The organism is Pseudoalteromonas sp. APC 3250, assembly GCF_030407915.1.
Classification (GTDB): domain Bacteria; phylum Pseudomonadota; class Gammaproteobacteria; order Enterobacterales; family Alteromonadaceae; genus Pseudoalteromonas; species Pseudoalteromonas tetraodonis.
This window is the reverse complement of record NZ_JASDCM010000012.1, coordinates 57,374-77,535: the sequence shown is the minus strand read 5'-3', so window position 1 is coordinate 77,535 and position 20,162 is coordinate 57,374. Positions and strand designations below refer to the sequence as shown.

Annotated in this window: 15 protein-coding genes; 7 read left to right on the top strand and 8 right to left on the bottom strand. The window is 41.0% G+C overall.

The genetic code is table 11. The features are described from left to right. Positions 1 to 114 precede the first annotated feature (114 nt). From QL986_RS13020 to QL986_RS13000, 5 genes are read right to left on the bottom strand one after another with little or no spacing between them, the layout of a single operon-like run. Positions 115 to 774, bottom strand: a complete 660-nt coding sequence (locus tag QL986_RS13020) for a CoA transferase subunit B (protein ID WP_024602246.1) — start codon at positions 772 to 774, stop codon at positions 115 to 117. A gap of 10 nt (positions 775 to 784) precedes the next feature. Further along, positions 785 to 1,492, bottom strand: coding sequence for a CoA transferase subunit A (locus QL986_RS13015; protein WP_024602247.1), 708 nt, complete (start codon positions 1,490 to 1,492; stop codon positions 785 to 787). Between the two features lie 10 nt (positions 1,493 to 1,502). Further along, positions 1,503 to 2,264 carry a 3-hydroxybutyrate dehydrogenase gene (locus tag QL986_RS13010; protein WP_024602248.1) on the bottom strand — a complete coding sequence of 254 codons (762 nt, stop codon included), beginning with the start codon at positions 2,262 to 2,264 and terminating at the stop codon, positions 1,503 to 1,505. Positions 2,265 to 2,268: 4 nt separating this feature from the next. Continuing rightward, a complete protein-coding gene (locus QL986_RS13005; RefSeq protein WP_013466215.1) occupies positions 2,269 to 3,450 on the bottom strand; it encodes a homoserine O-acetyltransferase in 1,182 nt (393 codons plus the stop codon). Positions 3,451 to 3,459: 9 nt separating this feature from the next. Next, positions 3,460 to 4,761, bottom strand: coding sequence for a GntP family permease (locus tag QL986_RS13000; protein ID WP_024602249.1), 1,302 nt, complete (start codon positions 4,759 to 4,761; stop codon positions 3,460 to 3,462). A 256-nt stretch (positions 4,762 to 5,017) separates the two neighbouring features. Between QL986_RS13000 and QL986_RS12995 the strand changes: the two genes are divergently transcribed. From QL986_RS12995 to QL986_RS12980, 4 genes are all read left to right on the top strand, one after another. Then, complete coding sequence (locus tag QL986_RS12995; protein ID WP_290191615.1) at positions 5,018 to 7,306, top strand: TonB-dependent receptor; 2,289 nt, start codon at positions 5,018 to 5,020, stop codon at positions 7,304 to 7,306. 366 nt (positions 7,307 to 7,672) lie between these two features. Further along, positions 7,673 to 8,335 carry a response regulator transcription factor gene (locus tag QL986_RS12990; protein ID WP_010392247.1) on the top strand — a complete coding sequence of 221 codons (663 nt, stop codon included), beginning with the start codon at positions 7,673 to 7,675 and terminating at the stop codon, positions 8,333 to 8,335. A gap of 370 nt (positions 8,336 to 8,705) precedes the next feature. After that, entirely contained in the window at positions 8,706 to 11,102 is a 2,397-nt protein-coding gene (locus tag QL986_RS12985; protein ID WP_138686761.1) for a TonB-dependent receptor, read from the top strand. A 71-nt stretch (positions 11,103 to 11,173) separates the two neighbouring features. Beyond that, complete coding sequence (locus QL986_RS12980; RefSeq protein ID WP_138686760.1) at positions 11,174 to 12,718, top strand: sulfotransferase; 1,545 nt, start codon at positions 11,174 to 11,176, stop codon at positions 12,716 to 12,718. 104 nt (positions 12,719 to 12,822) lie between these two features. On the opposite strand, the gene QL986_RS12975 is transcribed toward QL986_RS12980, so the two are convergent. Together QL986_RS12975 and ylqF are read right to left on the bottom strand one after the other, a co-directional pair. Then, a complete protein-coding gene (locus QL986_RS12975; RefSeq protein ID WP_138686759.1) occupies positions 12,823 to 16,278 on the bottom strand; it encodes a PAS domain-containing hybrid sensor histidine kinase/response regulator in 3,456 nt (1,151 codons plus the stop codon). A gap of 425 nt (positions 16,279 to 16,703) precedes the next feature. After that, a complete protein-coding gene (gene ylqF / locus QL986_RS12970; RefSeq protein WP_008465001.1) occupies positions 16,704 to 17,648 on the bottom strand; it encodes a ribosome biogenesis GTPase YlqF in 945 nt (314 codons plus the stop codon). A 91-nt stretch (positions 17,649 to 17,739) separates the two neighbouring features. On the opposite strand from ylqF, the gene QL986_RS12965 reads away from it, so the two are divergent. Next, complete coding sequence (locus QL986_RS12965; RefSeq protein WP_090495108.1) at positions 17,740 to 18,276, top strand: YaeQ family protein; 537 nt, start codon at positions 17,740 to 17,742, stop codon at positions 18,274 to 18,276. A gap of 184 nt (positions 18,277 to 18,460) precedes the next feature. Next, positions 18,461 to 19,066, top strand: a complete 606-nt coding sequence (locus tag QL986_RS12960) for an alpha/beta hydrolase (RefSeq protein WP_028834704.1) — start codon at positions 18,461 to 18,463, stop codon at positions 19,064 to 19,066. Here the strand turns inward: QL986_RS12960 and QL986_RS12955 are convergent. Continuing rightward, on the bottom strand, positions 19,063 to 19,272 hold the full coding sequence (locus tag QL986_RS12955) for a hypothetical protein (RefSeq protein WP_016899028.1): 210 nt from the start codon (positions 19,270 to 19,272) through the stop codon (positions 19,063 to 19,065). The two genes, QL986_RS12960 and QL986_RS12955, sit on opposite strands and share 4 nt — an antisense overlap. Before the next feature lie 399 nt (positions 19,273 to 19,671). Between QL986_RS12955 and QL986_RS12950 the strand changes: the two genes are divergently transcribed. After that, positions 19,672 to 20,145, top strand: coding sequence for a Dps family protein (locus QL986_RS12950; RefSeq protein WP_008112861.1), 474 nt, complete (start codon positions 19,672 to 19,674; stop codon positions 20,143 to 20,145). Positions 20,146 to 20,162 lie beyond the last annotated feature (17 nt).

Genomic DNA, 20,162 nt, shown 5'->3' with positions numbered 1-20,162 from the left:
TGTATTTTAACGACTTAAGTCTTTATCAGCGTCATTGTTGAACATCAAAAGCGCAATCGGATGATGACATGAAGCAAACACAATTATTTTGCTCCATGTAAATCGTTAGTAAAATCACTCAAAACTCATAGTTTTGACTTTGTCGCTAATAACTAAATTACCCGCAGTTTTGGCTTTGATTTCATCAATAGTCACACCGGGTGCGCATTCTAATAAATGAAAAGCGCCATCTTTTATTTCTAATAGAGCCAAATCAGTAATTACTTTATTAATACACCCAACACCGGTTAACGGTAGGTTGCATTCATTCAGTAGCTTTGATTCACCGTGTTTATTAGCATGGGTCATAGTGCAAATAATGTTTTTTGCCCCAGCCACTAAATCCATCGCCCCGCCCATACCTTTGACCAATTTATTAGGGATCATCCAACTGGCAATGTTGCCGTTTTGGTCCACTTCAAACGCACCCAGCACGGTTAAATCAACGTGGCCACCACGGATCATGGCAAAGCTTTCAGCAGAGCTAAAAATAGCGGCACCCGTAGCTGCGGTTACTGTTTCTTTTCCTGCGTTGATCATATCGGCATCTACATTTTCAGCGCTAGGATAGGGCCCCATGCCCAGTAACCCATTTTCTGATTGCAGCATTACCTCAATGCCCTTAGGCACATAATTGGCCACCAATGTAGGTATCCCTATTCCTAAGTTAACGTAGTAGCCATCTTGTAATTCCATTGCCACGCGTTTTGCTATTTGCTCTCGTGTTAATGCCATTATGTGCTCCTTAGGACTTTGCCGCTCGAGTAGTGGTTTTTTCAATACGCTTTTCAAACTCACCTTTAATAACGCGATCGATATAAATACCTGGCGTATGAATTTGGCTTGGCTCAAGCTCTCCGGGCTCGACAATTTCTTCAACCTCTAATACGGTAATTTTACCAGCGGTGGCTGCCATAGGATTAAAGTTCATCGCTGTATGACGATAAATACAATTACCGTAGCGATCCGCTTTCCATGCTTTAACAATGGCAAAGTCACCGATTATACTGGGCTCTAATAAATATTCGCGCCCCTTGATTGAACGGGTTTCTTTACCTTCAGCCACAGGCGTACCGACACCCGTTGCGGTATAAAACGCTGGAATTCCGGCGCCGCCTGCGCGCATTTTTTCGGCTAGCGTCCCTTGTGGCGTTAGTTCAACATCTAACTCGCCACTAAGTAATTGTTGCTCGAAAAGTGCGTTTTCACCGACGTAAGAAGCGACCATTTTACTAATTTGTTTATCTTCAAGTAGTAATCCAAGCCCAAAACCATCAACACCACAATTATTAGATACTACGGTTAAATTACGTGTCCCTTGGCGTTTAATTTGTGCAATCAAGCCTTCAGGAATACCACACAAACCAAAACCACCAGCAATCACGGTCATGCCATCTTCAAGCCCAGTCATAGCGTCACTGTAGCTTGTTACTACTTTATCAAAACCTGCCATTGGCTCCCCCTTATTGTGCAGTCCAACCGCCATCAATGGCGATTGCTTGAGCGGTAATGTTGCGTGCAGCATCTGCCATTAAAAAACTCACGGTATGCAAGATTTCGTCTAAGCCGATAAATGCCTTTTTCGGCATGGGTGCCAGCATAATGGTGTCAATTACTTGCTGCTCAGAAATACCATGCTCTCTGGCTTGTGCGGCAATTTGCTGCTCCACTAATGGCGTTTTTACATACGCTGGGCACACTGTATTAATAGTAATATTGGCATCACCTGTTTCTAATGCCATGGTTTTAGCAAAGCCAATTAAGCCATGCTTCGCGGCGATATAAGCAGATTTATACTTAGAGGCCACCATGGCGTGAATAGAACCTATATTAATGATGCGGCCAAAATCTTGCTCACGCATGCGTGGCAGTACCGCTTTACTCATCATTGCGGGACCTACCAACATCACTTGCTGTAAAAGCAGCCACTTATCTGCAGGAAAGTCTTCTAATTTCGCTACATGCTGTATTCCTGCATTATTAATTAATACATCCACAGGTAGCGTAAAAGTGCTAAAAAAATCTTCAATCGCTTGGCTATCTGCCACATTCAATGCATAGCCCTGAGCGTTACCGCCCTGATTAACTATTTTTTGCGCGGCTTGTTGAGCTACCTGTTCATTAAGATCGGTCACAATAATGCTATGCCCAGCTCGGGCTAGCTGCTCAGCAATGTGTAGCCCTATACCACTAGCCGCGCCGGTGATTAATACGTTTTTACTCATACTGCTACTCCTCTAAAAATTCACTGATCAGCTGCGCTTTAGGCGAGATTGAAAAAATTCCATCGAGATGCCCCCAGCCGCCTTCAATTTCAGAAAGCTGAACCTCTTTCCCCAGCGACTTCATTGACTCATATACAGTGCGCATATTTTCAGGGCGTAGCAGTAAATCATTGGTTGCAGGCAATAACAGTGTTTTAGCGCTAATTTTTTTAAGTGCTGCGCTTAAGTTCCCTTCCATACCGGCAGTAAACAGTTGTGATGCCCGTACCAAATACAATACATGATTTGCATCTTGGGTTTTTGCACGCGCCATTGCACGCTGTGCTAGTACTTGGTTTAACTTAGGTAAGGTACGAATGTCTTTTAACGCACCTTCATCAAGTACGTTAAAGTCAGGGAAGCTAGCGTTATAAATAATTGGATGCATCGCATCTTGGGTAATATTTAACATGGTTGCGGCAAGTCCATCTAATGGGCGCTCCTTGTCGTAGTAATTACCTTGCTGCCAGTTTTTATCTAAACGAATGGGGAGTGCCCATTTTTCAAGCGCAGCGACAGTCCATGCATCCATGGTTGCTGCACCAATAACATGGATTAGGCGTTCAACCTGATCTGGATAACGCGTTGCCCACTCTAGCGCCTGAAAAGAGCCCATAGATGCGCCCATCACGGCATGTAATTTAGTAATGCCCAAACTCTCTAATAAGCGTTTTTGTACGTTAACAAAATCAGTAATAGTAACCACTGGAAAATCCAAGCCATAAGGTTTACCTGTCGCAGGGTTAATTGATGCAGGACCCGTAGTGATTACGTGTGGGTCATGCCAATTAGCATTGACTAAGGTGTCAGAGCTGATCACAAAATACTTGTTAGTATCTATGGCTTTTCCTGGGCCAATTAACGCATCCCAGTATCCTGCTGCGGCGTCGTCGGCTGAATATTTACCTGCTGCATGAGAGGTTCCTGAAAAATAATGAGTGATCAAGATTACATTATCTTTGGCTTTGTTAAGCTCACCATAACTTTCCCAACCAATATCAACCTGTGGCAACGTTGTGCCAGAAACCGTTGTGAAGTTTTCTGTGCTGAAATGTTGCTTTTCTACTAGTAACGGCTCGGCTTTATCAGCGCCAGACACCGTACTACTAAATAAAAACAGCAACCCTATTATTAATATTGTTTTCATTGCAATTCCTTAAAAAGTGATGAATAAGCTCAGCGCAAGAGCCACCCCAACCAATGGGATAACCACCGTCAATGCGGCTAATGGCCAATAAGCGCGTTGATGTGTTTCTTTACAAATGGCACGTATAGTTGTGACCACGTAACCATTATGTGGCAGGCTGTCTAATGCACCAGAACTAATAGCAACCACTCTGTGTAATTGCTCTGGATTAACCCCCATATCCAAATATCCAGGAGCCACAAGCGGTAGTGCAATCGCTTGCCCGCCGGATGCTGAACCCGTTAATCCGGCTATTACGCTCACGGCAACAGCAGCCCCCACTAACTCATTACCTGGCATATGAGTCATAGCATCAACAGCAGCAATAAACGCCGGTGATACTTTAGCCACTGCGCCAAACCCTACTACAGCAGCAGTGTTACCTATAGCAACTAAGGCGCCAGTGGTACCCATATTGATGGCATTTGCCATGTTATGAAAATACTTGTAATTGATGACCACAATACTTAAAACACCACCAAGCAACGCCACAATTAGTGCGGTTTGTTGTAAAACATCATGCAACATAAATGATAAGAGTAGCACCACCAGCAAAGGAATTACGCCGGTGATTGGATGAGGGCGTTCACGCTCTAAAATAATTGGGTCATCGTCTCTTGCAGCAAAACGCTCACCTTTGGCAACCGCCTTTTTAATCATTTTATTTAGCCAAAAGTAACCGACTGTTGCCATAAAAATGGCCACTACTAAGCTTACTTCCCATGCCGCATAGGGTGAGGTACCTAAATGCTTTACGGGTATCCAATTTTGAATTTCAGGCGAGCCCGCAGAGGTCATAGTGAATGTCACTGAGCCAAACGCTAATGTTGCGGGTATAAAGCGCCGCGGCAAATCTGCATCTTTAAATAAACTGAGCGCCATCGGGTAAACCGAAAACGCCACAATAAATACACTGACTCCGCCATAAGTCAGCACGGCACAAGCAATCACCACCGCCAGCACCGCATGCTTCATACCTAACTTGCCAACAATGTAACTGGCTACACTATCTGCTGCACCAGTATCTTCCATAAACTTACCGAACAACGAGCCCAGTAAAAACATAAAAAACCATGCACTTAAAAATCCAGCAAAGCCATCCATGTACGCGTTAATAAAATTACTGTCGGCAGTCACCGGGAATATAGCCATCCCGCTTGTTAGTGCCACCAACAATGCACATATTGGCGCGGCAATAAATAAATTGACCCCGCGCAAAGTTAAAATTATTAGCAGTATTAAACCGCCTAACAGCCCTATCATGCTCAGCATAGACATTCCTATAATTATTGTTATTACCCAGATGAGGTGACATCGCAGTAACTGTTGTTAGTTTTATCGCTCAGCGCAAATAAAGACATAGCACTAAGGTACTATACGTTATAAAACTTACACAAAAATCATATAAGTCAAGGTGTTAAGCTTTTATAGCACTATGGTACTAATTCATTTTTTAACACTATCTTCTACATTAAGTGCAGGTGACATGAGCAAACAAATAATCAACTAATAACAACAGGAACACACCATGATAAAGCTCAAACAAAATATCACACCCGTTACACTCGCTGTTTCACTCGCCTTATTAAGTGCAACAAGTGTGGCAGCTGAACAAGCGCCTAAAGTAAAAAAAGCAGAGTTAGAGCGAATAGAAGTAACCGCTCGCAAAACCGTTGAAAACTTACAAGAAGTTCCGGTTGCCGTAACCTCAATTGGCGCACAAGAATTAGCAGAAAACGGCATCAGCGTAATGACTGAAGTACAGCAGTTTTCACCCAACACTACGCTACAATCAAGCCGAGGCACTAACTCTACCATCACTGCGTTTATTCGCGGTGTAGGTCAGCAAGATCCGCTTTGGGGCTATGAACCTGGCGTAGGTATTTACATTGATGATGTATACATCGCCCGCCCGCAAGGTGCCGTGCTCGACTTACTTGATGTACAACAAATTGAGGTGTTACGTGGCCCACAAGGTACGCTATATGGCAAAAACACTATTGGTGGTGCAGTTAAGTATGTCACCAAAGAAATGAGCGGAGATGCAACGCTAAATATTCAAGGCACCGTAGGCAGCTACAGCCAAAAAGATTTAAAAGTCACTGGGCAGCTCCCGCTTATTGACGAAAAACTCTATGTTGGTTTTGGTTTTGCCACATTGAACCGTGATGGCTATGGTGAATTTTTAACGTCAGCGCTTGATAATCAAGACCGCGAAAACTATAACAAAGATGTTACCGCAGCACGGGTTACGTTAGAGTACACCCCTACCGATGACTTATTCTTTCGTTTCGCGTGGGATAAAACTGATGATGACTCCAACGCGAAAGGCGGGTATCGCTTACTTCCAAGCTTGTTAACGAATGCGCCTGTACCCGATAGCGTGTATGACTCTTATACTAGTTTACCTACATGGAACAAAGTAGAGCTTGAAGGTATGAGCTTAACTGCTCGTTGGGATATGAGTGCAAACACGAGTATTAAATACGTTGCAGCAACAAGAGAGAGCTATTCACCAACTAACATCGACTTTGATAATACCTCTTTACCTATTTTTGATGTTCCAGCCATTTATGACGATGAACAAACCACGCATGAGTTGCAGCTAAATCACAGTGGCGATAACTATAAAATGGTCTCAGGGCTTTATTACTATGATGGCGAATCGTGTGGCCAGTTTGAAGCAATATTAGGTGTGCTTGGTCAAAGTTTAGGTGCCCCAGGACTTACGCGTGAAGTAAGCGGTTGCAGCAATTCCACCAGTAAAGCGGCTTATATACAAGGAAGCTACGACTTTGATGAAAAATGGTCAATGACACTTGGCGCTCGCTATACCAAAGACAGCAAAGAAGCGATTGTAAATAATGGTCTTATTTTTGACATTGTTTACCCTGAATCAGGTTGGATCCCGGGTTATGTTCGCCCAGAAGGACAACTCGTGCCTACGGTACTAGATGACAGCGAAGATTGGTCACGCTTTACGCCTCGTGCGGGTGTTGAATATCAATATAATAACGACGTCATGTTTTTTGCTAGTTACTCGCAAGGGTTTAAGTCAGGGACATTTAATCCACGAGCTACAACAGCAGAACCTGCAGCAAGGCCCGAAGTAGTTGACTCTATTGAGTTAGGCATGAAAAGCGAATGGAATGATAATTTACGCGCAAATTTAACTGTATTCACACTTGATCATAAAGACCGTCAATACATATCGGTATTACCCGGTGACAGCGCCGCCGATTTAAACCAGCGCTTAGGTAATATTGGCGAGTCTAAGTCTGATGGCGTTGAATTAGAACTTAGCTATGTTGCAAACGATGCACTAACTATTGACGCGTCAATAGGTTACATCGACAGTAGTTTTGAAAATGTAATTGATACCAATCCTGATACCGGTGAAACATTTGATAAATCAAACCGTTTTAGTGTTTCAAACACCCCAGATCTAACTTTCAACTTAGGTGCTACCTATCGTTTATACACTGATATGGGCGACTTCGTTATAAACGGTAATTATTATCACCGAGGTGATTACGCACTGTTCGAAGAAGATAGCCTCTTAACACAAGACGCCTACGGATTATTAAATATTGGTGTTACTTGGTATAGCGCAGATGGCCATTGGACTGCGGGTATTTATGGTAAAAATCTAACCGATGAAGAATACATGATTGGTGGTTATCAGTTTGTGGCTCCTGACCCATTAGATCCAACTGATACCAGCAAATACACACCCGGTCTTGGTGGCGATAATACCTTAATTGGTTATTACGGTGACCCCCGCACAATATCACTCACTGTGGGCTATCGTTTTTAAAATTTAATATCACTAGGGCCTGTTGACCTTTGCGGATTGAAATTTGTTCAAACTAGGGGCTATTTTAATCGCGGCGCGAGGTTTGTAACCTAGTGGGCTAAGTAAAAACCGAGCAACAAAGAGTAAATCGCCCCTCGGAAGAACCCGAAGGGCAGCGCCTGTTTGGCATTGATGCTGCGTTATCGCCTATTTATGTGGAATAACCACATGACATAGGCTCTACCTTGCCTAAATATCAAACAGACTGCTGCAAATTCAATCTTGAAAGGTGAACAGACCCTAGGGTTTGTCTGTATATCCCCACAGACAAACCTTGTTTCACATCGCAAAATCACATATAACTTATTGCATTGGAGACTATTTGAAATGGCTTGTGCTGTGAATACCATAATTGCTGATGATCACCCTTTATTCAGAAGTGCGCTACGTCAAGCAGCAGCGACTTCTGTACCAGAACAATATATAAAAGAAACCAGCGATATCGATGGGTTATTTAGCTTATTAAAATCACACCCCGAGATAGAGCTGATATTTTTAGATTTAACAATTCCTGGCGCCAATGGTTTACAAGCGCTCTCGCAACTAAGAAATCAATACCCTGATATATTAATTATTATGGTATCGGCTAACGAAACCCCCACTATCATAAAACAAGCCATGAGCTTAGGTGCTGCAGGCTATATTCCAAAGTCATCATCCCTTGATGTGATCAGTGAAGCCATTGAACATGTACTCAATGGAGACTCCTGGTTGCCAACAGATATTGACTTAACTGATGTGGTTGTTAATGACGAACAGAGCAATTTTGCCCGCAACCTAGAAAAACTCACTCCACAGCAATACCGTGTACTCGCGATGATAGCCGACGGGCTTTTGAACAAACAAATTGCCTTTGAAATGTCGATTCAAGAAACCACCATAAAACAACATGTATCGGCCATTTTGCGAAAGCTGAATGTGTATAACCGTACCCAAGCAGGCATTTTGTTTAACCAGCTATCTCAAGTTGGTAAGTTAGAGGCGAGCTAATATGAATTAATACACTTTAAGTATTTCTTTATAATCTTTTTTAAGGCTGTCTAGCTGAAATTGTTAATACATACATTAGCACCTGCAACTAGCTGGCTCATACGCGGACTGTACTACCCACCAAACGCGCCAACCAAAAAGTTAACAAATGATGTAAAATTGCAAAAAACAAACCAAATTTAAAAAATTTCATGTTGATATTTTTATGCAATAAAAAACTAAAAAACACCGAAAAAAACCTTTTTAATGAATAACCTCCCTAGATTAATGAATATTGATTTTAAAGCCACACCCACCGCACTTGATTACACCTCATTAACATGCTTTCTTGATATAAAACAATAATCAAACAAACATTCACAGGGTCAAAATGAAAAAGTTTAAAAGAAAAATTCTTGCTTGCGCAATTACAACTCAATTAATCACCTCTTATCATGCCTCAGCAGAAGAAAAGCCTAAAGTTGATAAAGAAATTGAACAGATTGAGGTTACTGCTACACGTCGCTCAGGTTCAATTCAAGAGGCTCCTTTAAATATTACAGCGCTTAATAGTGATGTCATAAAGGATCAAAACATTGGTGATTTAGAAGATGTAGCTCGTTGGGTCCCAGGCCTAACAGTTTCAGATCAAGGTGGTCGTGAAGGTTCTCCAATTATTGTTCGAGGTTTAAATACTAACTCGTCAGATCGTGGCTCTGATGGGGGCACTGTAGCTACTTATGTTGGTGAAATACCGCTTAATATTAATCTTCGCTTGACTGATATTGATCGAGTCGAAGTATTAATTGGCCCGCAAGGTACCTTATATGGTGCTGGTACTTTAGGTGGTGCTATACGCTATTTATTAAAGCAACCACAATTAGACATTACTGAAGGTAGCGTGAGTGGCGATTTATTCGCAATTAATGAAAGCGATGATACTGGGGGTGAGTTTGGCCTGGTATTTAATACCCCGCTTATCGATGACGTATTAGCCGTTCGTGCCAGCGTTAATCATTATGACAGACCTGGTTATATTGATTATAAATACGTAGTACGAAACCCAGGGGTCTCAAACCCTAATCCAGATTTTACAAACCAAGATGATATTGATGAAAACTTACAACGCGTTAATGACGTTAACGATGAGCAAATCACTACGGGACGCTTTTCTGTTCGTTGGCAGCCAAACTCATCAATTGATGCAACACTCAATTACTTTTATCAAAAACAAGAAAATGGCGGCAACTCAACGTCACAATATGGCGCATTAGCAAATAGCAGCGCACTTCAAGGTACTGTAGGTAAATATGAAAACGCAGCTCGCGTGCTTGAACCGGGCGAGCAAGAAAACGATTTACTTAGCTTAGAAATCAAAGCTGATTTAGGCTTTGCTGAACTTGTATCAGCCTCTGGTTGGTCAAGCTATGAGCAGTCTGGGCAGCGAGATCAAACCGACTTACTTTATGATATTTGGACTGGTTACGCTGATTTTCCTGCATTTGTTGGTCAAACTTTAGATACTTCAGATCAAGATAACTTCACTCAAGAATTGCGTTTAGTATCGGCTTCAGAGGGCCCATTAAGTTGGATTGTAGGCGGCTACTATAATAAGCAAGAAAACTTATCAGATGACCGCGAATATACCCCAGGCTTAACTGACTTTTGGGGCGGTGGTATTGCGAACGTACAAAAAGATCTAGAATATATCGCCCTTAGTAATTCAGAAATAACAGAAAAAGCATTATTTGGTGAGGCTGGCTATAGCTTTACTGATCAGTTTGATATCACTTTGGGCGCGCGTTTATATGAATATGATATCTCCACCAATGCAGGGTCAGCTACACCACTTTATTCTGGCAATTTCTCGTCTCTTGACCAAATTGAGATGGAAAATGTTAGCGCCAATGATAACGGTAATCTATTTAAATTTAATGCAAACTATACGTTTGATTCTGGTGTACTCGCTTACTTTACTGTCAGTGAAGGGTTTCGAATTGGTGGCGGTAATGGTATTGCGCCGTGTCCAGATATGTTACCAGAACAGCAAATTGTTTGTGCTCTTCCAAGTGAAGAAGACTATAAGGCTGATACTACGGTAAACTATGAACTTGGCTTTAAATCAACCTGGCTCAGAAATCGATTGCACTTTAATGCTGCACTCTTTAATGTTGACTGGAATGACGCCCAAGTGGGTAGCTCTACTGTTAATGGCCAAGAGCTTATTACATCAAATGCAGGCTCAGCAAACTCAAAAGGCGTAGAAATTTCATCTCGTGCAATCATTGGCGATCACTGGACAGCTTACGCGACTTACGCTTATGCAAAAGCAGAACTAACTGAAGATGCACCAGATTTATTTGGTATTGGCATTGGCGCTATGAATGGGGATCGATTACCCGGCGCCCCTGAGCATCAGTTTTCATTCGGCCTTCGTTATGAGCAAGATGTGCTAGACGATAAACTACTGAGCGTTAACTACGGTATGACTGCACAAAGCGATATGATTACCAAAGTGGGCTTAAGAGACGATGGTGAGACATTAGCTGGCTATTCATTAAGCAACTTATCAGCTAAGTTAACAGGTGATATGTGGTCAGCTACATTATATATCGACAACTTGTTCGATAAGTATGCTTTTACTTCGGTACGCCGTGATAAGTCATGGGCTGGTATGTCGACCTCTGGCGCTAATAAAGCGTTACCTGAATTACAACGCGTATACGCTCACTATACAACAACTCCTCGCACTATTGGTATGAAGTTTACTTATAACTTTGAACTATAAAACTGAGCGATAGTTAAAAGCCTTGTTGATAATCAGCAAGGCTTTATTATTACCTCTCGTTAAGGTTATTTATGCTAACAGCACATCAACATCAGTTAAAAAAACAGGTATTTACAGCAATAAACAATAACCAGTTATCCGCCGCTCACCAACTGCTAGTTAAGCAATTACAGTACGATGCGACAGACCATTTTTGCTATTACCTACTAGCCGAAGTGAATATTGCTGCAGGCGACAGCTACAAAGCCATACAACTGATAGAAAAAGCCTTAACAATCAATAACCATCCTTTATATGTGCTGCATTTATCTAAGCTAATGATACTAAAGGGTGACGTAACATTGGCGACCAGTTACTATCAGGAAGCTATCAAGTATCAAGGTTATGGGCCTCTAGAGTGGGATACCTTAGCTAATATAGCGACTCGACTTGGTGACTATAAACATGCTTTAGCATGGCAAAAAATAGCTTATGAAGCCGCACCTACACACCCCAAAATTAATTACAACTTAGCCATTGCCTATAAAATAAATGGCCAATTAGATCACGCAAAAACGCTATTATTAGCGCTTATAAAACGCGAGCCAAGTTACTTACAAGCACATTACTCTCTTGCAGAACTAAATACCTCAACTGAAGCAAAAACACATATTACCGAGCTAAAAAAACGACTTAGTAGTAGCTTAGCTGCAACAGAACAGCAAATGATTTATCACAGTTTGGCACTAAATCACGAACATATTGGTGATTATGAACAAGCTTTTAGTTACTTTCGTGATAGTAAATTGGCTATAAAACATCAGATAAACTATGAAGCCAGCAAACACCAAATATTTTGCCAACAATTAATAGCATTAAGTGAAAAGATTCAATTAACAGCAAAAAACGCTGACTTCTCACCCATATTTGTCATGGGTATGCCTCGTTCTGGTACCACATTAGTAGAAAAAATTATTAATCAAAGTACCGAGGTGACCGGCCTTGGGGAGCTAAATGACATTGCACAGCTACTTCAAAGCACTGCGGCGTCAAAACATGTTTTAGATATCCGTATGATTGAGCAGGCATTTCAAAAGTTTACGCTTGATAACCCCTTAAATGGCTACCAATCGCGCTGCGAAGGCATGATGACTTCATCTAGGAGCTGTGACAAGCAACCCTTTAATTTTTACTTTATTGATTTTATTTTAACTGCGTTTCCAGAGGCAAAAATAGTCTGTATGCTGCGCGACCCTGTGGATAGCTGTATTGCAAATTACAGGCAGCTATATAGCCCGCACAGTGCATTTCATCATTACAGCTATGACTTACAAGATATTGCTCATTTTTATCAAGATTATAAGTTACTTATCAACCACTTTCAGAAAAAGTATCCTAATAATGTAATGATTCAACACTATGAAGAGCTAGTAACAGATGCCACCTTGCAAACTCAAACATTATTTAATTTTTGTAATTTACAATGGCAGCCCAGCTGCTTAGCGTTTTATAAAAGCAACAGCGCCTCGGCTACTGCTAGCAAAGTGCAAATTCGCCAACCACTCAATAGCAAGAGTATTGGCTACTGGCAACATTATCAGCAAACCTGTGATATGTTATCGAATAAGTTTAATTAATCGATAATAATTAGCAAGTCATGCCTTTCACCCGCAATTAGTGATTTAAACATAGCTAAAAATCATGAAAAACAAGGCTCTGGTGTGTTATTAACCCACTTGCCTTAAAGTAAAGTCAGTCGTTTTATCATTCTTTTTAATGCCGGTGCTTTAAGTGGTTTGTACAATAAAGGATAACCTGCATCGAGTACGCGCTCGCGTATTTGCTCATCATGGTTTGCAGTATTAACAATGGCAGGCAACGTCATTAATCCTGCTTGTTCAATCACCTCAAGCCCCGTTACACCATCATCCAATTGATAATCAACAATAAGTAGTTGTGGTAGTGTATTTTCTGCTTTGAGTTGCTCAAGTTCAATTAAGTTAGTGGCGGTGGCAATTTCACAGCCCCAGTTTTCTAGCAACTGTTTCAGCGCTTCAAGTACATTACGATCGTTATCCACAAGCCAAATACATAAACGACCCAATTCAGTTTCTGAATTGGCAGGTACATGCGCAGTGGCTGGTGTTTTTAAACTAGGTTTGCATGGCATGGTTAAAGTAAATTGAGTGCCTTTATTAAGCTGAGAGCCCATTACCAAAGGAATATTTAATAAATCGCAAATACGTTTGGTGATAGAAAGCCCCAATCCTAATCCCTCGGCGTTAGGTTTATCGCCCAGCTGCTTAAATTCTTGATAAATACTCTGCTGATCACTGGTAGCAATGCCTATGCCTGTATCTTCAATCACAAACGATACATGATGTTCATCAAGTAAAACTTTTAAACGTACTTCACCATACTCTGTGTAGCGTATAGCATTACTAAGTAAGTTTCTTAGTACACGCTTAAGTAATGCTTTGTCGGTATAAATTCGCGCATCGCACGACTCAACGATAAAACCGAGGCCTTTTTCTTGGGCTAGTGCTAAATAATCATTACGCAGTGGCTCTATTAAACTACTCACATTAAATTCCGTTAACTGTACTTTAAACGAACCTGAATCGAGTTTAGTTAACTCTAAAATACTCGAAAGTAGCTCTTCTGCACTTGCTAAGGAATTTTTAATATTCATAGCTAGATCTTTAAGCTCAGTATCTTGGGCTTTTTCGTTCATTAGCGAACAAAATAAACTTGCAGCATTAAATGGCTGCAATAAATCGTGACTCGCTGCGGCAAAAAAACGTGTTTTACTTACTGTTGCCTGCTCTGCTACTTGCTTAGCTTTAGAAAGCGCTTGGTTAGCCTGTGTTAATGCGGCAGTGCGCGTAGCCACTTTTTCTTCAAGACTAACATTCGCTTCGGTGAGTGCTTTTTGTTGTTTTACAAACTCACTTATGTCGGTGTAGGTCGTTACAAACCCACCGCCAGGTAAAGGGTTACCTTGCATTTCAAATACTCGGCCATCACTATGTGCGCGTTGATATTTATACGCGCTGCCTTGTTTTAAATAGGCTAAACGCTTATCGACTTCTGTATTAATATCCTCACCACGAAATAAGCCTCGCTCAGCGTTAAAGCGAATAATATCGGCAACGGGTCGGCCTATATATAAAGCACTATCGGGGTAATTAAACATGTGCTTATAGCCCTGATTCCAAGCGACCAAACGCAACTCACTATCTACTACGCTAATACCTTGTTGAATGTTTTCAATGGTAGATTGCAGTAAATCACGATTAAATTTAAGCACTTGGCTAGCTTCATCTACAAACTCAGCAACTTGCTCTAAAGGCTGGCGCTGCTCATTTTTCGCTACATCTAAAATTAGCCGTGCTGATGCACCACCAATAACCGCTGACATTTCACGCTCAACTAATAACTCAAGCTCAACATTAGCGATACGTTTCCATTGGCTTTTGTCATGCGGAAAATACTGCTGCACTAAAGAATGGCTCGCGTCTTTTTCAGCAAAACGCTGTAGTAATGCCCCTAAATCTTCATAATTGAGTGGCTGAAATGTGGTGTTTAATCGCGAGTCGTTTAATTGAGATATGAACTTATTGCTTTGCAGGCGCTCAGCAAGTGTTGCACGACTAAATAGTGGTACAAGCAAATACACTAACGTATTAACCCCTAACGACAACAGTAATGATTGGCTAATACTTTCTAAATTCAATGAAAGTAAATTAGTGGGCGCTAACCAAGCAACTTGCCATGGCCCTTCTATTAACCAACTACTTTGGCTGCCAAAACCACTGGCTAAATTAGGTAGCAGTAAAGTGTAACCCCAAATTACAAAGCCACTTAAAATACCGAGCTGTGCACCACGACACGATGCGTGGCGCCACCATAAACCAATAATCATCGCAGGAGCAAATTGCGCAACTAAGGTAAACGACATAAGCCCAACGGTTGCAAGAGTGGTGGTTTCTGCCAGCACTCTATGAGTGAAATAGCTGAGTAATAAAATAAGTACAATTACAATTTTACGCGCATGCAATAAGTTGTTTTTATCCAATCCTCGGCTGCTTGACGTTAACTGTGAGCGACGCAAAATAAACTGATTAATAAAATCATTAGTGATCATCACCGACAGCACAATTGCCGACACAATCACCATACTTGTGGCCGCTGAAAAGCCACCTAAAAAGGCCAGTAAGGTTACCCCGCTATTATCTGTCGCCATTGGCAGCGCTAATACGAAGGTATCTTGACCAACGCTACTATCACTAAAATAAACCAGCCCAGCGTAAGCTATAGGTAAAATAAATAAGTTGATCAGTAATAAATACAACGGAAATAACCAGCGAGCAGTTGCCAGTTCATTATTGTTATTGTTTTCAATAAAGCTCATATGAAACTGACGCGGCAAACATAACGTTGCTAGTATCCCCAACAAGGTATGTGCAACATAGACATAAACGGGGCTTTGAGTCGCGGCAACGTGTGTTGGTATATTTAGCGCTTGCGCCTGTTCATACAAAGCAATAGGGCTATCAAATATAGAAAAACACACATACAAGCCCACCGCAATAAAGGCAAGTAACTTAACAATTGATTCAAAGGCAATACTGGCAATTAACCCGGGGTTATGCTCACTAGGCTTAAGCCTGCGAGCGCCAAATAAAATAGCAAATAAAGCCAGCAATAACGTAATATAAAACGTACTATCTGCCCATACTTGGTTACTTTGAGTGGGGGCTCGGTCGGTGAGTAAATTAATACTTTGTGCGGTCGCACTAAGTTGTAAAGAAATATACGGTACAATTGCTATCACTGAAATAAGTGAAATAAGTCCTGACAAACTCGACGACTGCCCATAACGAGTGGCAATAAAGTCAGCCATAGAAGTAAGCTTTTGCTGTCGACAAATATGCGCAATACGACAATACAACTGCCAGCCAAAAATAAATAATATAATCGTGCCCGCATAGGTAGGCGCCAACCACCAGCCATTACTAGCCGCTTGTGCTGTGGTGCCGTAAAAAGCCCATGAGGTACAATAAACACCCAATGACAGCCCGTAGGTTAAACCTTTGAAAGGAAGTACCTTACGCCTATCCGCCCAGCCCGCAACTGCAAATAATATCCCTAGATACACCACAGTAATAAGGCTAATAAACCAAATTGAAAACATATTTTTGTTCTTGTTATTATTTTTATAATACTTAACTTAGCATAAGGGGATGTGTAGCAAAAAGCAGCCCTTACTTTAGTGCTATAAATAAACAAAAAGGTAAAATAAGAATTATTTGCATTTAGGTGTTGACAGTTATTTAAATCTAATTGATAATCACTATCAACAAGACGAAGCATACTTCTTGTGACGGAAAAGTTCATTTGTTTCTCGACCCTGAAACAACGTGTGGCGCACGTTAACAGCTATGGAAACCTGTTATAAACCACAACGCCCCTTGCTGTTTATGACCTGTTTCCGCCCTACTCATTTACTTGCTACATTGCTCATATCGGTGACGGTAGATATGAAACTAAAAAAGCCCTTACGGGCTTTTTTTATGTCTGTAATTTAGTGCGTAAGGCCTTAACCTGCGCTTTTATAAATTAACGACGGTTTTTTCGTGCACGTGCTCGGCGTTGTTTTTTCTCTTCTTCTTTGGCTTGCTTTTTCGCCTCTGCTGCCGCGCGCAATCCAGCCACCATTATTTCTTCTTCTTCACGCATGGCAGGTGTTTCCATGGTAATACGACCGATAATGCCATCTCGTAATTCATTAATTAGAATTTCCGACATTTTATACGTATCGATTTGGTTACCACCGCGAATACAGCCGCGCTTTTTACCCGCCATTTCAACAAACTCCCAATCGCTTTCTGGCAGTTCATCTAATTTATAGCGCGCTTTTAAAAGCTCAGGATAAGCATGCAATAAATACTCAGCGGTGTAACTTGCCACTTCTTCGTACTCAATAGCGGTATCACGTATCGCACCGGTTGCGCCTAAACGATAACCTGAGTTTTCGTTCTCTACTTTTGGCCACAGCATCCCTGGCGTATCGTAAAGCATAATGCCATCATCAAGTTTAATACGTTGCTGCGCCTTAGTAACTGCAGGCTCGTTACCCGTTTTAGCCACTATACGCCCAGCAAGCACATTTATGAGCGTCGATTTACCTACGTTAGGAATACCCATGATCATGGCTTTAATTTGCTTATCGGCACCGACTTTATGCGGCACTAACTTTTTACACAGCTCATTAATACGATGCACTTCTGCGGCTTTATCGTTACCAAATGCAATGGCTTTTACGCCATTTTCTTGCTCAAAATAGTCTTTCCAGGTTTGCGTCATTTTAGGATCAGCTAAATCGGCTTTATTGAGAATTTTGATGACCGGCTTACCTTCTCGTAAGGTAGCCACCATCGGGTTTTCGCTACTGTAAGGAATGCGCGCATCTAGCACTTCAATGATCACATCCATTTGTGGCATTATTTCTTTAATTTCATTTCGGGCTTTATTCATGTGCCCAGGGAACCACTGGATAGCCATTTTTAACTCCTAACATATAATTTGTAGCTATTTTAACTGGCAATTCATTTAATTGCGCTATACTGACGCAAATTTTTTCATATAAGACACTATGGCTCTCAAATCTACCATCATGAAGGCGCAGTTATCGCTTAGCGATATGGACCGTCACGTATACCAAGACTTTAACCTGACCTTGGCACAACACCCATCAGAAACAGATCAGCGGTTGATGATCCGCTTACTCGCTTTTGCACTTAATAGCTGTGATGGTTTAGAGTTTACCAAAGGGTTAAGCGCTGATGATGAGCCGGAGCTTTGGCATGTCAATTACAGTGAAGAAATAGAGCTGTGGATTGAGCTGGGGTTACCAGATGAAAAGCGCCTTAAAAAAGCCTGTAATAAAGCTAAAAAAGTAATTTTATATACCTATGGCGAGAATAACCAAGCTATTTGGTGGCAAAAGCATCAGCCTAAATTGTATGAGTTTAAAAACTTAAGCATCTTTAGTCTTGATTATGCTGCTACTCAGCTATTAGCTGCGTTGATTGATCGTAATATTAAATTGGCAATTACCATTCAAGATGGTGAAGTTTGGGTTAATACCGACACCACTAACATTGAGATAAAACCTCAGCAATTAATGTAACTAGAATAGGTTATACCAATTGCATTAAATTAGTTATCTATTATAGCGACAAGTAAATAAGTCGGTAACAAGGCGAAAATTGTGACATATAGTTGTTCTATATAAATAATTTTTAACGTAGGTAGCGGATTATTTAATACGCTAGAATGATCATGTTTTTAATAAAATTGGTATTAGGGGGCGTATGAAAGTTAAACACGTGATTGTTTTACATGGCTTATATATGTCTGGCTTGGTTATGCGCCCGTTGTGCTCACGCTTGGAGGAGTCGGGGGTGAAAGTTTTAAACCTTACCTACAATACGCGTGACCCTAATCGGGATGCTATTTTTTCGCAAATAGATGAATTTATTGGCAACGAGCCTTCTGCTTTAGTGTGTCACTCTATGGGGGGCTTAGTTGCTCGCGCCTATTTAGAGGCAAACTCAGCGCCAAGTCATCATGTTGAAAAGGTAATCACCTTAGGAACGCCACATACTGGCAGCCATATTGCTGAAAAAATGCAGCAAAAAGGGTTCGAGCTATTATTAAAAAATAGCGTTGAGTTTTTACTCTCTAAGAATGGTGATTGGCCTTTTAAAGCCAAGCTATATAGCATTGCCGGCGACTTACCGATTGGCTTAATGCCACTCATTGTAAAAGGCAGCCGCTCTGATGGCACCGTATTACTAGATGAAACCAAGCTAAAGGGTATGGCCGAACATAAGGTATTTCACTTAAGCCATACCAGTATGATTTACTCACGCCAAGTCGTTAATTATATTCTTGAGCGCTTGAATGAGGACATTTAGTCCTCGGCTGCAGCCGCCACTTTGTAGCTGATCAAAAATATAATACCTAGCACTAAGGGCATTGGTGCAGCAATATAGCCAAAGGCATCAGAGTTTGCAAAACTCGCACCCGCTAAGTGCGCAACTAACCCTAATACAAACCCTAGCAAAGCAATACCAATAACGATGAGTTCAGCTTTATTTTCTTTACGTGTTTTAGCTTCCATAATTTCTCTCCGCATCTAATCAAGTAGCCCCTTAACTCAATAAAGTGATCCCTATCAAGTTGGGTTATAGTGATTATGCGCTTTACTTATGAGCGTTTTTTGACCTACATCAATAAATAAAATAAGTGTGCGCTGCGCCTGTCAAAAGCTTGTTTTAGATCATATTTTGTACTCACAAAATAAACAATTTCGCTGCTCAAGGTAGTATTTTTATAAACACAACCCATATCTATTGAACAGCGTTAGCTAACTTATTTAAAAAGTCGAGCTACGGTGATAGCTTTTAGCTATGACACCAATATGTATAAACGATTTTATTAATACACCATCTTAGGTAATACTGACTGTATTGAACAAGGTGTAAACAAATTCATAAAACGGTTATTTAAGGAGCAAAGTATGTCGCAAGTAAATGCAATTGGTTTAAACAGTACAAAAAGTGAAGATATTATTAAGTCACTGAATACGCTTTTAAGCAGCTATCAAATTCAATATATGAATGCGCGTGGTTTTCACTGGAATATTAAAGGCCGAAACTTTTTTGAATTACATTTAAAGTTTGAAGAAATTTATAACTTACTACTGTTAAAAGTAGATGAAATCGCAGAACGTATTTTAACGCTTGATGGTGCACCGCTACATGCATTTTCAGATTACTTAGAAGTAAGCGAAATTAAAGAAGCAAAAGGGATCAGCGACGGCGTAACCGCAGTAGAGAACTTACTTGCCGGATACAGCAGCTTAATTAAAATGCAGCGCGATATTCTTGCACAAGCCGCTGAAGCTGATGATGAAGGTACCGCGTCATTAATGAGTGACTACATTAAAGAGCAAGAAAAACTAGTGTGGATGTTAAAAGCCTACCTAGATTAAGTTATTTTAAAAAATAG

Bases quoted from the DNA above. Each gene is read 5' to 3' on its own strand.
- QL986_RS12960 (WP_028834704.1), top strand. From the start codon at position 18,461: ATGAAAGTTAAACACGTGATTGTTTTACATGGCTTATATATGTCTGGC.
- QL986_RS12965 (WP_090495108.1), top strand. From the start codon at position 17,740: ATGGCTCTCAAATCTACCATCATGAAGGCGCAGTTATCGCTTAGCGAT.
- QL986_RS13010 (WP_024602248.1), bottom strand. From the start codon at position 2,264: ATGAGTAAAAACGTATTAATCACCGGCGCGGCTAGTGGTATAGGGCTA.
- QL986_RS12980 (WP_138686760.1), top strand. From the start codon at position 11,174: ATGCTAACAGCACATCAACATCAGTTAAAAAAACAGGTATTTACAGCA.
- QL986_RS13015 (WP_024602247.1), bottom strand. From the start codon at position 1,492: ATGGCAGGTTTTGATAAAGTAGTAACAAGCTACAGTGACGCTATGACT.
- QL986_RS12955 (WP_016899028.1), bottom strand. From the start codon at position 19,272: ATGGAAGCTAAAACACGTAAAGAAAATAAAGCTGAACTCATCGTTATT.
- QL986_RS13000 (WP_024602249.1), bottom strand. From the start codon at position 4,761: ATGCTGAGCATGATAGGGCTGTTAGGCGGTTTAATACTGCTAATAATT.
- ylqF (WP_008465001.1), bottom strand. From the start codon at position 17,648: ATGGCTATCCAGTGGTTCCCTGGGCACATGAATAAAGCCCGAAATGAA.
- QL986_RS12950 (WP_008112861.1), top strand. From the start codon at position 19,672: ATGTCGCAAGTAAATGCAATTGGTTTAAACAGTACAAAAAGTGAAGAT.
- QL986_RS12995 (WP_290191615.1), top strand. From the start codon at position 5,018: ATGATAAAGCTCAAACAAAATATCACACCCGTTACACTCGCTGTTTCA.
- QL986_RS12990 (WP_010392247.1), top strand. From the start codon at position 7,673: ATGGCTTGTGCTGTGAATACCATAATTGCTGATGATCACCCTTTATTC.
- QL986_RS12975 (WP_138686759.1), bottom strand. From the start codon at position 16,278: ATGTTTTCAATTTGGTTTATTAGCCTTATTACTGTGGTGTATCTAGGG.
- QL986_RS13005 (WP_013466215.1), bottom strand. From the start codon at position 3,450: ATGAAAACAATATTAATAATAGGGTTGCTGTTTTTATTTAGTAGTACG.
- QL986_RS13020 (WP_024602246.1), bottom strand. From the start codon at position 774: ATGGCATTAACACGAGAGCAAATAGCAAAACGCGTGGCAATGGAATTA.
- QL986_RS12985 (WP_138686761.1), top strand. From the start codon at position 8,706: ATGAAAAAGTTTAAAAGAAAAATTCTTGCTTGCGCAATTACAACTCAA.